Raw genomic sequence first — 14,012 nt, forward strand, 5'->3', positions numbered from 1 at the left:
TCAATAATTTAATAATCTGAATTTTTGTAGAAATTTTTGTAACCTTACAAAATATGGAGGTTATGTTTATATGACAGCAGATATTATTATTCAATCAAAATGTATGGCCCCCAATCCATCCACGCATTGTATTAATAGAGCAACACTAATGCGAACGCTAAAGAAAAGTCATCATCATACTTGTACTTTCTTGCATAGTGGAGCAGGGTACGGTAAAACAACCATTCTAACTCAATTTCTTGCAACCGAATCAAGTACGTTTTCTTGGTATAGTATTTCTGATGAAGATGATAATTTATTACCCTTTTTGAGGCACCTCTTTTTTAGTATACAGCGCGTCGTACCGAATTTTGGTCATACATTTGATGGGTGGAACCAATTATCGCGCTTTCCAAAAATGGATGAGCTCAATCGATGGTATAAGCTTTTTGTCAATTGCCTCTGCGATATAGACGAGCCTCTTCTCATCGTGATTGACGATTTTCACCTAGTAGATCATGTTTTTCCTATTAATTATTTCATGGAAAAAATCATTGAATTTGCTCCACCCAGCATTCATTTTATTTTGGCTTCCAGAACACTACCCAATTGGGATATTATGAGGAAATTAAAGCTACAAAAAAGATGGCTCGTTATAAAAGAGGACGAACTGGCATTTTCAACTGAGGAGATTGCAGTGTTTTTTGAAGAATATGTAGATGTACATTTATCCGAGGCTGAAATGAAAAAAGTATTAGAGATCACTGAAGGCTGGGCCATTAGCATTTCCTTATTGGCAGAGCAATGGCATCATGCTTCGCTAGATCATTGGCTGACGATTCCCACAAATGAGCTATTCACATATTTATCAGAGGAAGTTTATAGTAGGATGACTGCTACTGAGCAGGAGACCATCTTAAAATTGGCGATTTTTCCTACCTTTTCTGCGGAGCTATTGAAAGCGTTTTATGGCGCTGAGATTGCGCAAATGCTGAATGCATTAACTCAGCGTCATTTATTTATCCAACCTGTGACAACAGATGGCTTCTATCGTTTTCATGCATTGTTTAGTCGATTTTTAGAAATGAAATGGCAACAGTATCCAACACAACATGCGGACCTTCATAAACAAGCAGCATTGTATTATGTAGAACATCAAAATATTCAAGCTGTCCTGTATCATGCCTTTAAAACGAATGATCATCATTTCTGCGGAGAGCTCCTACAGCTTCATGCAGAATCAATCGTACGGGCTGGTCAATTTGAATGGTTGCTAGATAAAATCAATCGATTCACTGTACAGGAAAAAGATAAATTTTATAAATTAAATTATTTTGAGGGTGAATGCCATCGCTACCGAGCTTATTATGAGAAAGCGAAACAATCCTATGAAAAATGTGCAATCCTCGCACAGCAGCAACGGGATCACCTATTTATGACAAAGTCACAAGCTGGGATAGCCCATATTTACTTAGACACCATTCAACCTGCTTTAGCAGAGCCATATCTCGAGAAAGCATTAGAGCTAGCGAAACATACACCATTGCGCAAAGAGGAATTACTAGAACTTCAACGGCAATACGCTGAAAATTTAGTGAATCTAGGGAAGGCCAAGGGTGCACAGCTCTTTATGGAGGACGTCGCATTGCCAGAGGATGTCATACAGCGAGCAAATGTTGATGTACGTGTTTTACTACGAACAGGACAACTACGGGAGGCCAAGGAGTTATTAGCGCAGCGCCTTGAATTACCGCCTCAGCTTGTTGCAACCCATCGAGAAAGTGAACTGCTGGCAGCTTTCGTTTATGCACTGTTAGGTCAAGGCAAAGAAGCCTGGTATGCTGCCCAGCATGGTATTCGAAGAGGATTAAAAGAGAAGTCTATTTTCATAGAGGCGGTTGGCTATATCAGAAAGGCTCATGCTCTGCTGTTAATGGATTTCCCAGATCATTATGGGGCATGTCAAGCCTATGAAAAAGCGTTGACCCTCATGAATGCCATTAATATTTCTCGTGTGAAGGCGGAGCCATATATGGGGTTAGCCATTGTCAAACATTTGTTAGGAGATATGGTAGCGGCTAAGAAATACTTAGCACTGGGCTTACAGGAAACGGAGCAAGTTCAAGATGCTTGGATGACAGCGCTTATTCTTTTAGCAGAAGTAAAAATAATACTTTCTGAGCAAGAAATAGGGCGAGCGAAGCAATTATTAAAGAAGACACAGCAACTATTTCAGGAGTGCGGTGATCGCAATGGCTTGATGCATGTCTTATTTTATCAATCAATGATTGCCCTGAAAGAGTGTAATAAGAAGCCGTTTCAACAGTATTTTCAACAGTTTGCACAACTATGTGTCTCAAATGGCTATGAATACTTCTTACAAAGGCCAACGATACTTGGTCCGAGCAATCGAATGGTTTTTTACGAGCTATTGCAATTTAGTCAAAAATGCCAGATGGAGCATCCAGCTATATTAGCATTGCAAAATCATTTTCAGGTCGAGGATAGTATTAGTTATCCGCATGATGAAATACAGATGAATCTTTTCGGGAGTTTAAATTTAATTCGTACACAACGAAAGCTAGAAGACAAAGAATGGCAACGTGATAAATCAAAGGAATTATTCGTATATCTCTACTGCCATCGCCATCGCTTTACACCAAAGGAAGAAATAGCACAGGCATTATGGCCAGATCGTAGTGTCGAGTCCTTGGATCGTGATTTTAAGGTGGTGTTAAATACGTTACTTAAAGTGTTGGAGCCGCAACGACATGCAAGACAAGAGAGCTTTTTCATTCAGCGGAAAAATAATATGTATCAGTTACAAAATATTGCTTTTCTCCAAATTGATGTTGAACGTTTTCACTATTATTACAGCTTAGGAATCGACGAATTTGATCCACAGCTGTCCAATGAGTGGCTCTTATTAGCGGAAGCGAGCTATACGGATGCGCTCTATGCGGAAAAAAAGCAAATCGACTGGCTAACGCAGGACCGTGAAAAGCTACAATTTTTATATATCGAAGTCTTAGAACGACTAGCACAAAATGCAACAAGACAACAGCAATATAAAAAAGCCATTTTTTTCGCAGAAAAGATGCTACGCGAGGATGCACTCTGGGAGGAAGCGTACCGCCTGCTCATGTACAGCCACTACCAGCTCCAAAATCGCTCTCTTGCCTTAAAATGGTATGAAAAATGTGTCCAGCAATTACATCTAGAGCTTAACACAACCCCGATGGAATCCACCATGTCAGTCTATGACTTGATAATGGGTTAGCCAGTGTTGTTTAGGCTAAGCGAAGTGATTCGAACTGCTCCTAAGTAATATGAAAGTGCTCCTATTGAGGGGAGGCCCGCTCCTAAGAGTAGACAAAGCGCTCTAATTAAGGTAGAGCCGCTCATGAACCATGTCAACTCGCTCCAACAGTGGGGTAGACAATACTATAAAAATGTAACCTATATGGAGGAACAACAATGCCATTTTGTCAGACGAAAAAAGCGAATATTTACTACGAAATAATTGGAACAGGGATACCTATCATCATGCTACATGGTTTTTCTCCTGATCATCGTTTGATGAAGGGCTGTATGGAGCCTGTTTTTAAAGAACGTGAAGGGTGGAAACGTATTTATCTGGATCTTCCGGGAATGGGAAAAACAACAGACTATTCATCAATTCAAAACTCGGATGAAATGCTAGAAGCGATTATCGAATTGATACACACAATCATTCCACAAGAATCGTACTTGTTGGTTGGTGAATCTTATGGTGGCTATTTAGCGCGCGGTATTATGAGGAAATCAGTGGATCAACTTTTAGGTACTGCCTTTATTTGCCCTCTCATCATTCCTGAAAAAGAACAACGTACGGTGCCACCGCATTGTATTGTACAAGCAGACACTGCTTTTTTATCAACATTAAGTCAGCAGGAGCAAGATGATTTTATGGCTAATCAAGTTGTCTTAGATGCCTATAATTGGGAGCGTTATTCAACAGAGGTGTTGGCAGGGTGTAATCTAGCAGATCAGGCATTTTTAGAAAAAATTCAGCAAAGCTACGGATTTTCCTTTGCCATTGACGAAAAGTCCTTTGATAAGCCAAGTCTCTTTTTGCTTGGTAAACAAGATTCTGTGGTTGGCTATAAGGACGCGTTTTCACTTCTAGAAAAGTTCCCCAGAGCAAGCTTTGCAATCTTAGATAGTGCTGGCCACAATTTGCAGATCGAACAACCTGAATTGTTTACCGAGCTGATGAGTGAATGGTTGAATCGTGTAGAGGGAGCGATGGATTAAAGTGATACTTGCAAATGATAAATTATTTTTAAGAGAATTCAGGCAGCAAGACTGGGTTGATGTGCATAAATATGCCTCTCAGGAGGTTGTTTGTAGGTATCAAACATGGGGACCGAATTCAGAAGAGGATACAAAAGAATTCATTCAGGATGCTCTCGATGAAGCAACACAAACACCAAGGGAACGATATGTTTTTGCTATTATTCATCAAGAAACATTAATAGGTGCGGTAGAAATCATGATTAGGGATTTTGTAAATGAAGTCGGGGAAATTGGCTATATCGTGAACCCTGATTATTGGGGTAAGGGAATAGCAACGCAGAGTGCTAAATTGATGATGACTTTCGGCTTTGAAACATTAAAGCTCCATCGTATTTATGCAACATGCGACCCTCGAAATATTGGATCATCCAAAGTATTAGAGAAAATAGGAATGTCAAAGGAAGGAATATTACGTGAAAACATGTTAATGAAAGATGGCGTTTGGCGAGATTCATTATTGTATAGTATGTTGAAACAGGAATGGTTATCATGAAGCGTACGATTAAAAGTCATCTTTATTTAGGGGTATAAAGTTATGCAGAAGGAAAAGAGCAATAAGAATCCGATGTATCACTGCAATTAAATGCAGTAGTGAATGAGAAAAAAATTATAAGAAAAATAGATGTGGACTCTAAAAAGCAAGAATGTTGATTTCTAAACATTCTTGCTTTTTGTTTTAAGAAATGTTGTTTAGTTGCCATTCTGCTTCGCTCCATTTTCGGGACAGAGCTAGGTGGCTCATATTTGAGCTATCTAGCTTGTAACTAATTTGTAACTGAACTCTTATATAGTGTTGTCATAGCAAGAAAGCGCTTTCTAGGGAGCTTATTTTGAAGGGGGATATGGGATGAGGAAGCAGTGGTATTGGTTTCTTTTAGTGATGTTGGCTGTGGTGTTGGTGGCTTGTAATGGGGATACGAAAGACGGCGCAACGGAAGCGGATTCTTCTGATGGGGAGACGAAGGCGGTTACTGCGGAAGGCGGCACAATTAAGATTGGTGTACTTGCATCGTTAACTGGGGCGCTTGAGTCATATGGGAAGCAAACGCAGCGAGGATTTGATTTAGGAATTGAGTATGCAACAGGGGGCACGATGGAGGTCAATGGTAAGAAAATAGAAATTGTATATGAGGATACCGAAACAAAGCCAGAGGTGGCTGTGCAAAAAGCGACAAAGCTTTTAGAAGATGATCAGGTTGATTTTTTAGTGGGCTCTTCAAGCTCGGGTGATACGCTCGCTGTTCTACCGCTTGCCGAGGAGTATGAAAAAATTATGGTGGTAGAGCCTGCAGTGGCTGACAGTATTACAGGTTCAGAGTTCAATGAGTATATTTTCCGAACAGGTCGTAATTCATCACAGGATGCCTATGCGGCAGCAGCGGCTATTGCAGGCAAAGGTGTGAAAATTGCTACATTTGCGCCAGATTATTCGTTTGGCTGGGATGGTGTGAATGCCTTTAAAACGGCAGCGGAGAAATTAGGGGCTGAAATTGTACTAGAGGAGTATGCAGATCCTGCCGCAACAGATTTTACTTCCAATTTGCAAAAAGTGATTGATGCGAAGCCAGACTATTTGTTTGTGGTTTGGGCGGGGGCAAATTCACCATGGAATCAAATTGCAGATCTTAAAATTCAAGAAAAAGGCATTAAAATTTCGACGGGTGCGCCGGATATTATTGCGCTTCAATTTATGAATCCATTGGTTGGGATGGAAGGCTTCTCGGTGTATTATCATACACTTCCTCAAAATGATGTCAATCAATGGTTAGTAGATGAACATCAAAAACGTTTCAATGAAGTGCCCGACTTATTTACTCCTGGCGGCATGTCTGCGGCGATTGCTATTGTGGAGGCATTGAAACAATCGGATGGGGATGCAGACGCCAACAAGTTAATCGACGTTATGGAAGGTATGTCCTTTGAAACACCAAAAGGGACAATGACATTCCGTGAAGAGGATCACCAGGCTCTACAATCCATGTATTCGATTCGCTTAGAGCAACAAGATGGTGTGGATTATCCAGTACCAGTACTTATTCGGGAGCTTAGTCCTGAAGAGACAGCACCTCCCGTTATGAATTAAAGAATTGAGAGGCAGCATAGCTGTCTCTCTACATAAATGTGAGAAGGAAGGGAGTAGAGAATGGAGCCTATATTATATACAGATAATTTAACAATTCGTTTTGGGGGACATACGGCTGTAGATGGCGTTAATTTTCAAATGCCTGAGAAGCATTTAAAGTCCATTATTGGGCCGAATGGTGCTGGGAAAACAACCTTCTTTAATTTGATTAGTGGTGAGCTAAAGCCAACTGCGGGTGATGTTTATTTTAAAGGGCAATCACTTGCACAAAAGTCGGCCATTGAAAGAACTCGAATGGGATTGGGACGATCTTTTCAGATTACCAATGTTTTTCCAAACTTAACGGTTCTCGAAAATGTTCGTTTAGCCGTCCAATCCAAGGAGAGAATTCGTTATCAGCTATTCCGCCATTACAAAAGCTATCAGGCGATTACGGACAAAGCGGAGGAGTTATTGGCACTTGTGTTACTCGACAATAAACGAGATGCCCTGACAACAATGCTATCCCATGGAGAGAAAAGAAAGCTTGAGATTGCCATGCTACTCGCATTAGATACAGAAATTCTACTGCTCGATGAACCCACTGCAGGGATGTCATTAGAGGAAGTACCTACGATTTTAGAAATTATTCGAAGCATAAAACAGCAGGGGGATAAAACCATTTTGCTCATTGAACACAAAATGGATATGATTTTGGATTTATCGGATTCTATTATGGTGTTGTTCAATGGTCAGCTATTAGCAGATGGCTCACCAGAAGAAATTATGAATAATGATACTGTGCAACATGCATATTTAGGAGGGCTGTACGATGACCACCTTACTGACATTGAATGAGGTTCACACGCACATTGGTCAATATCATATTTTGCAGGGCGTTAATTTTGAAGCGAAGGAGGGGCAGGTTACGGTACTGCTCGGACGCAATGGCGCAGGGAAAACGACCACCCTGAAAACAATAATGGGTTTAACGCCTGCAACAAAGGGTGACATTGCCTTTCGCTCCCAATCGATTAAAAAAAGTCCTACCTATAAGGTGGCGAAATTAGGAATCGGCTATGTACCTGAAAATCAAGGGATTTTTGCAGATTTAACGGTAGAGGAAAACATGAAGGTAGCGATGCGCAAGGAGGATACAGCCACATTAGAGCGACAGCAATATGTGCTAGAGCTGTTTCCTGACTTAAAGAAGTTTTGGAAAAAGGCTGGTGGACATTTATCGGGTGGTCAAAAGCAAATGCTGTCCATGGCTAGAGCCTTTATCAATGATAGCCAATTAATATTGATAGATGAGCCTTCCAAGGGACTTGCTCCGATAGTTGTGGAAAAAGTGATGGAAGCGATTGTGGAAATGAAAAAGAAAACGTCCATTGTTCTAGTGGAGCAAAACTTTATAATGGCTAGTCGAATTGGTGATACCTATACATTAATCGATGATGGTAGAACAGTAAATTCGGGCAATATGCAGGATTTGATTTACGATGAAGAGCTAAAACGCAAGTATCTTGGCATTGGATAGAGGGGGGTGACTATCATTGGAGCTATTGGTCAATTTAATCATTAATGGCTTGGCCACTGGGATGTTAATTTTTCTGCTAGCAGCTGGTTTGACATTAATTTTCGGTTTAATGGATGTATTGAATTTTGCGCATGGTGGGCTATTTGTTTGGGGGGCCTATGCAGGCATCTTTACCTATATGTTGACAGAAAGTTTTATCGTTGGGATTATAGGCGCGATTGTGACCGGAGCGTTGCTTGGACTGCTGACAGAGAAATTCATTATTACGCCTGTTTACGGCAATCATATTCAGCAAATTTTAATTACCTTAGGGCTGATGCTCGTTTTGCAGGAGCTTATTAAGGTGGTCTTTGGACCAAATGGGGTGGCAGTAAAAACACCAAGTTATTTAGCAGGTAGCTGGGAAATTGGTGATGTGATCATCATTAAATATCGTTTATTTATTATTGTCATAGGGTTTGTGATTTTTGGTATTTTCCAATACATGCTGAAGCGTACGAAGATTGGCTTGATCGTTCGGGCTGGGGTGCAGGATAAGGAAATGGCGCAGGCTCTCGGTATTCATATTAAGCGTGTATTTTTATACGTCTTTATGGTGGGCGCTGCTCTGGCGGCACTTAGTGGGATGTTGATGGCTCCCTATTCAGGTGTGATTTATGCGGAAATGGGCATGGAGTATGCCATTTTAGGCTTTATTGTTGTGGTAATTGGCGGTATGGGTAGTTTTTCCGGCTCCTTGCTTGCAGCGATTTTAGTAGGGCTAGCAGGTAGCTTTATGGCTTATTATGTCCCTGTGCTGTCACTGGCGGTCAATATGATTTTAATGGCCATCGTTTTAATTTTCCGTCCTCAGGGGCTGTTTGCGATGCGAAAGGAGCGGACATCATGAACAACAAAATATCTTTACGCGCTTTCGCTTTTTTCCTGTTACTTGTCATTTTTATTATCCTTCCTTTTGTCAATGATTCAAGGACACTACTTATTTTACTCACACAAATCTTTATTTTTGGGATATTGGCAATGAGTTATGATATTTTACTAGGCTATACAGGCATCGTCTCCTTTGGGCACGCCATGTTCTTCGGCATAGGTGCCTACACAACAGCAGTCATGCTTAAGCAGATGGATCACACACTCTTGATCTTTGTACTGTCCATCGTGATTGGTATGATACTAGCAGGCTTCATTAGCTTTTTAGTAGGTTTATTAACCTTACGCTTAAAAAGTCATTTTTTTGCGATGCTGACGCTAGCCTTTTCGGGGTTATTTTTAGTCTTAGCTGAAAAGTGGCGCTCTATTACGTATGGCAATGATGGCTTTACATTCAGAGCACCTGATCTATTTAGAGATCGAATGACCTTCTATTTCTTTGTGCTAGCAAGCTTGGTTGTCATCTTTTTGGCGCTCTACCGCTTTGTTAATTCACCAACAGGCCGTATTTTAATTGCCGTTCGTGAAAATGAACAGCGGACGAAATCATTAGGCTTTAATACGTTGCACTATAAAGTCATTGCCTCAGTTGTGGCAGGCATTGTAGCAAGTTTTGCTGGCTCCTTATATGCAGTGTCATTGCGCTTCGTTAACACGAGTGTGATGGCCATGGATATTACGCTGGATGCATTGTTAATGACGATTATCGGTGGGGTTGGTACTTTAGTGGGGCCGTTATTAGGCTCGGCGGTCATTGAATATGCGCAACATGCACTGTCGGGGCTTGCACGAGATTATCCTATTTTCGAACGTTGGATTATCTTCTTCGGGATTCTCTATATTTTAGCCGTTATCTTCTTCCCAAAAGGTATTATTGGCTCATTAAGATTGCTCTTTTGGAAGTGGCGAGGAAGGCTAAAGCAACGAAAAACGACAGGTCCCTTGCCTCAGGAAAAGGAGCGATTTGAATGACAGTTGGTATTGTTAGTACAGGTATTTATCTACCTCAACAGAAGATGGCATCGCAGGAAATTGCGGCTCTTTCCAATATTCCTGAGGCCATTATCCGTCAAAAAATGGGCATTCATGAAAAGCCAATTCCTGATAAGTCTGATCATACCGTGCAAATGGGTATATGGGCAGCACAGGAGGCGATTCAAAAAGCAAATATAGACCCTAAGGATATTGATGTTGTCATCTATATGGGGGAGGAACATAAGGAATATCCACTCTGGACAGCCTCCATTAAAATGCAAGAGGAGCTTGGTGCTGTGAATGCATGGGCATTTGATGTGCAATTACGCTGCGGCACTACAATCATGGCGTTGAAAGTGGCGAAAAGCCTATTGGCCTCAGATGACACGATACGAACCATTCTGTTAGCAGGTGGTTATCGCAATGTTGATTTTATCGATTACAGCAATCCACGAACGCGCTTTATGTACAATTTAGCGGCTGGTGGAGGGGCCATGTTATTACAAAAAAACTATGAAAAAAATTTGCTACTAGAGGCTGATATTATAACGGATGGTTCTTTCTCAGAGGATGTAGTCGTGCCAGTCGGGGGAACGAAAAATCCATTAACCCCAACCCATTTAACCGAAAATTTATATAAGCTTGACGTTTTGGACCCCATTGGGATGAAGGAGCGGCTAGAACAAAAATCTTTAAGCAATTTTTTGAAGGTCATTCGCAGTTCTTTAGCGAAAAGTGGATACAGTGACGATCAGCTAGATTATTTAGCGATGTTGCATATGAAAAGATCTGCACATGATTATATTTTAACGGAGCTTGGCTTACAGCAGGAGCAGTCTATTTATTTGCAAGACTATGGACATATTGGTCAGATCGATCAAATATTGTCCCTACAGCTAGCACAGGAGCAAAACCAAATTCAAGCAGGCGATATTGTGACGCTTGTTAGTGCTGGCATTGGCTATGTATGGGGAGCTATCACAATACGTTGGGGATAAGGGGGAAATGGCATGGTAAAAACGATTCAACTAGCAAATGGAGAAACAATGGCCTATCGCAAGCGATCAGGTGGAGGTCATCCTTTAGTGTTGGTACATGGCAATATGACATCTTCTAAGCATTGGGATATTCTGATGGATGCTTTAGACGAGAAATACACCATTTACGCGATAGATTTACGTGGTTTTGGTGAATCATCCTATCTTAAGCCAATCACTGCTATTAAAGATTTTAGTGATGATGTCAAACTATTTGTGGATGCACTGCAACTGCAAAGCTTTGATATGATTGGCTGGTCAACAGGTGGAGCTGTCTGTATGCAGTTTGTAGCAAATTATCCAGGACACTGTCAACGACTAATTTTACTTGCGTCTGCTTCTACACGTGGTTATCCATTTTACACGGATTTAGGAACAGGCAATCCAGCCTCCTTTAAGCGAGCCTATCATTATGAGGAGGTATTGGTGGATACATCCAAAACAAAGCTTATTCAAGGCTTCTACGATGAAAAAAATGCGGAAGGCTTACAGTCTATATGGAATGCATTAATTTATACGCATCATCGACCAAACGAGGGAAAATATCAAGAATATGTAGAGGATATGCTTACACAGCGCAATTTAGCAGAAGTATATCATGCACTCAATACATTTAATATAAGCGCTGTTGACAATGAGGTGGCAAAAGGCTCTCGGGAGGCCATGCTGCTTCATATCCCAATTTTAGTGCTCCGAGGGGATCGTGATTTGGTGATTACAGAGGAGATGAATGCAGAGATATTACATGATTTAGGCAAAACAGCACAGTTTGTAAGCCTAAAAGATTGTGGGCATTCGCCTTTGGTCGATGATTTAGCACAATTGACAGCTGAAATTGAAGCCTTTTTAGAAATTGGAGGAAGACAGTATGCGTTTGAACAATAAAGTGGCTATCATTACAGGCGCTGCAAATGGTATTGGCTATGCGGCGGCTGAGCGTTTTATCGAGGAGGGGGCATGGGTATTTATCGCCGATTATGACGATAAAGCAGGCATTCTAGCAGCACAACAACTAGGCGAAAATGCTGTATTTATACAAGTAGATGTTGCAAGCAGAGAGAGCGTTAATCAGCTGGTGACGGCAGTGATCGAACAGGCAGGACGGATTGATATTTTAGTGAATAATGCGGGGATTACAAGAGACGCGATGCTGACAAAAATGACGGAGGATCAATTTCAGCAGGTACTAGATGTTAATTTGACAGGTGTCTTCCATTGTACACAGGAGGTCATTCCCTATATGGTGGCAGCAGGTGGAGGCAAAATTATAAATACATCCTCAGTTAGTGGAGTATATGGCAATGTTGGTCAAACCAATTATGCAGCGACAAAAGCAGCGATTGTAGGTATGACAAAAACATGGGCGAAGGAATTAGGGCGTAAGGGGATTAATGTTAATGCAGTGGCACCTGGCTTTACAGAAACAGATATGGTCAAAAAAATGCCTGAAAATATTTTGGCTCAAATGCGATCAATCGTCCCCCTACAACGCCTAGGGACACCACGTGATATTGCCAATGCCTATTTATTTTTAGCATCTGATGAGGCCTCCTATGTTCATGGGCATACTCTGCATGTGGATGGCGCAATTATGATGTGATAGGGGGTAGTCAAGATGTTTGTTGAGCAAGAATGGATTTTAAAACGTGCAGCTTTAACACCTCACCACCTCGCCTTGATTAATTTAACATCAAAGGAACAATGGACCTACCAGCAATTATCTGAGGAAATCGGCAAATGGAGTCAATTTTTCGAACGGCAGCAGCTACAAAAGGGAAGTAGAGTCGCTGTTTTTGCGAAAAATCATATCCAATTGTTTGCTGTTTTATTTGCCTGTGGGCTACGTGGGCTCATTTATGTACCTTTAAATTGGCGCTTAAGCAAGGAGGAGCTAACACAAATTTTGGAGGATGCAACTCCTGCTATCCTATTATACGAAGAGGATAGTCATTGTCCCTTAGTTTTAGAAAAAATGTTTTCACTTCATGTTAGCCAGCATGAGAAGGAGATACAACCAAGTAGGCAAGACGTGGATGTGGATGATCCATGGTTAATGATTTATACAGGAGGCACGACGGGTCAGCCAAAGGGAGTAGTGTTATCCTTTCAGTCGGTCAATTGGAATGCCATGAATACTATTATTAGCTGGGGTTTACATGCTCAAGATCGGACATTAAATTATATGCCGATGTTTCATACTGGTGGCTTAAATGCTTTATGCATTCCCTTACTGATGGCGGGAGGAACCGTCATTATTGGCGATAAATTTGATGCAGAAGAGGCACTACAAGCAACGAACCAATATCAAACGACAATTTCTCTTTTTGTGCCAACTATGTATCAAGCAATGATTGCTACGAAGTATTTTCAGGAAAATCAATTTCCTTCCATGAAGGTATTTTTATCTGGCGGTGCCCCGTGCCCTCATCCTATTTACGATGCTTTTTATAATAAGGGATTATTTTTTAAAGAGGGATATGGTTTAACAGAAGCAGGACCCAATAATTTTTATATTGACCGAGAGCGTGCCTATGCAAAAAAGGGGGCTGTCGGGAAAAGCATGCAATTCAATGAAGCTAAAATCATCAGTCATACAGGAAAAAGTTGTGCACCTGGAGAAGTAGGAGAGCTATTGGTAAGAGGGAAGCATATGTTTCGCTTTTACTGGAATAACAAGCAAGAAACTGCCAATATCCTGCAAGATGGCTGGTTGAAAACAGGGGATTTAGCTATGATGGATGCGGAAGGCGATTTTTATATTGTTGGGCGTAGAAAAGAAATGATAATTTCAGGTGGTGAAAATATCTATCCTCAGGAAGTAGAACAATGTCTACTACGGCATCCAGATGTGCGGGAGGTGGCCGTGATTGGTGTAGGTGATGACTATTGGGGTGAGATCGTGACAGCTTTTATTGTTTGTCCCCACCAAGTAGCCTCTCTAATAGATGATCTTAATGAGCTATGTCATCAACAATTAGGACGTTATAAGATTCCAAAACAAATGATTTTCTTAGACGAACTACCAAAAACAAGCGTTGGTAAAATCGATAAAAAGGCATTGTATAGGCTTGTCGACTCATCGATCTGTTAAGTATGATGAGAAGGAAGAAACGCTCGTCTTTCTAAATCCGAAATAAGAGAGGGACACATA

At 41.0% G+C, this 14,012-nt stretch carries 12 protein-coding genes; all 12 read left to right on the top strand.

From position 1 onward, the window contains the following. Nucleotides 1–70 precede the first annotated feature (70 nt). The 12 genes from ACMGGO_RS10235 (at nucleotide 71) to ACMGGO_RS10290 (ending at nucleotide 13,952) form a co-directional block, all read left to right on the top strand. Complete coding sequence (locus ACMGGO_RS10235; RefSeq protein ID WP_326140978.1) at nucleotides 71–3,259, top strand: BTAD domain-containing putative transcriptional regulator; 3,189 nt, start codon at nucleotides 71–73, stop codon at nucleotides 3,257–3,259. 197 nt (nucleotides 3,260–3,456) lie between these two features. After that, on the top strand, nucleotides 3,457–4,275 hold the full coding sequence (locus ACMGGO_RS10240; RefSeq protein ID WP_420281870.1) for an alpha/beta fold hydrolase: 819 nt from the start codon (nucleotides 3,457–3,459) through the stop codon (nucleotides 4,273–4,275). 1 nt (nucleotide 4,276) lies between these two features. Then, on the top strand, nucleotides 4,277–4,810 hold the full coding sequence (locus ACMGGO_RS10245) for a GNAT family N-acetyltransferase (protein ID WP_279495160.1): 534 nt from the start codon (nucleotides 4,277–4,279) through the stop codon (nucleotides 4,808–4,810). Nucleotides 4,811–5,164: 354 nt separating this feature from the next. Continuing rightward, nucleotides 5,165–6,400 carry a substrate-binding domain-containing protein gene (locus ACMGGO_RS10250; protein WP_103118210.1) on the top strand — a complete coding sequence of 412 codons (1,236 nt, stop codon included), beginning with the start codon at nucleotides 5,165–5,167 and terminating at the stop codon, nucleotides 6,398–6,400. Between the two features lie 60 nt (nucleotides 6,401–6,460). Further along, on the top strand, nucleotides 6,461–7,237 hold the full coding sequence (locus ACMGGO_RS10255) for an ABC transporter ATP-binding protein (RefSeq protein WP_103118209.1): 777 nt from the start codon (nucleotides 6,461–6,463) through the stop codon (nucleotides 7,235–7,237). Beyond that, a complete protein-coding gene (locus ACMGGO_RS10260; protein WP_103118208.1) occupies nucleotides 7,212–7,919 on the top strand; it encodes an ABC transporter ATP-binding protein in 708 nt (235 codons plus the stop codon). Before ACMGGO_RS10255 ends, ACMGGO_RS10260 begins: the two co-directional genes overlap by 26 nt. Before the next feature lie 16 nt (nucleotides 7,920–7,935). After that, entirely contained in the window at nucleotides 7,936–8,808 is an 873-nt protein-coding gene (locus tag ACMGGO_RS10265) for a branched-chain amino acid ABC transporter permease (protein WP_004227888.1), read from the top strand. Beyond that, on the top strand, nucleotides 8,805–9,821 hold the full coding sequence (locus ACMGGO_RS10270) for a branched-chain amino acid ABC transporter permease (protein WP_420281871.1): 1,017 nt from the start codon (nucleotides 8,805–8,807) through the stop codon (nucleotides 9,819–9,821). The genes ACMGGO_RS10265 and ACMGGO_RS10270 overlap by 4 nt, the downstream gene beginning before the upstream one ends. Further along, entirely contained in the window at nucleotides 9,818–10,822 is a 1,005-nt protein-coding gene (locus tag ACMGGO_RS10275; RefSeq protein ID WP_420281872.1) for a 3-oxoacyl-ACP synthase, read from the top strand. The genes ACMGGO_RS10270 and ACMGGO_RS10275 overlap by 4 nt, the downstream gene beginning before the upstream one ends. 12 nt (nucleotides 10,823–10,834) lie before the next feature. Next, nucleotides 10,835–11,746, top strand: a complete 912-nt coding sequence (locus ACMGGO_RS10280; protein ID WP_269898412.1) for an alpha/beta fold hydrolase — start codon at nucleotides 10,835–10,837, stop codon at nucleotides 11,744–11,746. After that, nucleotides 11,730–12,461 (top strand): 3-oxoacyl-ACP reductase FabG, encoded by a 732-nt coding sequence (gene fabG, locus ACMGGO_RS10285; RefSeq protein WP_048393085.1) that lies wholly within the window; start codon nucleotides 11,730–11,732, stop codon nucleotides 12,459–12,461. Before ACMGGO_RS10280 ends, fabG begins: the two co-directional genes overlap by 17 nt. A 15-nt stretch (nucleotides 12,462–12,476) precedes the next feature. Further along, complete coding sequence (locus ACMGGO_RS10290; RefSeq protein ID WP_420281873.1) at nucleotides 12,477–13,952, top strand: class I adenylate-forming enzyme family protein; 1,476 nt, start codon at nucleotides 12,477–12,479, stop codon at nucleotides 13,950–13,952. Nucleotides 13,953–14,012: the final 60 nt, after the last annotated feature.

The sequence above is a fragment of the Lysinibacillus sp. BNK-21 genome (assembly GCF_048684915.1).
GTDB lineage: Bacteria > Bacillota > Bacilli > Bacillales_A > Planococcaceae > Lysinibacillus > Lysinibacillus capsici.

Bases quoted from the DNA above. Each gene is read 5' to 3' on its own strand.
- ACMGGO_RS10280 (WP_269898412.1), top strand. From the start codon at position 10,835: ATGGTAAAAACGATTCAACTAGCAAATGGAGAAACAATGGCCTATCGC.
- ACMGGO_RS10290 (WP_420281873.1), top strand. From the start codon at position 12,477: ATGTTTGTTGAGCAAGAATGGATTTTAAAACGTGCAGCTTTAACACCT.
- ACMGGO_RS10255 (WP_103118209.1), top strand. From the start codon at position 6,461: ATGGAGCCTATATTATATACAGATAATTTAACAATTCGTTTTGGGGGA.
- ACMGGO_RS10260 (WP_103118208.1), top strand. From the start codon at position 7,212: ATGACCACCTTACTGACATTGAATGAGGTTCACACGCACATTGGTCAA.
- ACMGGO_RS10240 (WP_420281870.1), top strand. From the start codon at position 3,457: ATGCCATTTTGTCAGACGAAAAAAGCGAATATTTACTACGAAATAATT.
- ACMGGO_RS10250 (WP_103118210.1), top strand. From the start codon at position 5,165: ATGAGGAAGCAGTGGTATTGGTTTCTTTTAGTGATGTTGGCTGTGGTG.
- fabG (WP_048393085.1), top strand. From the start codon at position 11,730: ATGCGTTTGAACAATAAAGTGGCTATCATTACAGGCGCTGCAAATGGT.
- ACMGGO_RS10270 (WP_420281871.1), top strand. From the start codon at position 8,805: ATGAACAACAAAATATCTTTACGCGCTTTCGCTTTTTTCCTGTTACTT.
- ACMGGO_RS10235 (WP_326140978.1), top strand. From the start codon at position 71: ATGACAGCAGATATTATTATTCAATCAAAATGTATGGCCCCCAATCCA.
- ACMGGO_RS10275 (WP_420281872.1), top strand. From the start codon at position 9,818: ATGACAGTTGGTATTGTTAGTACAGGTATTTATCTACCTCAACAGAAG.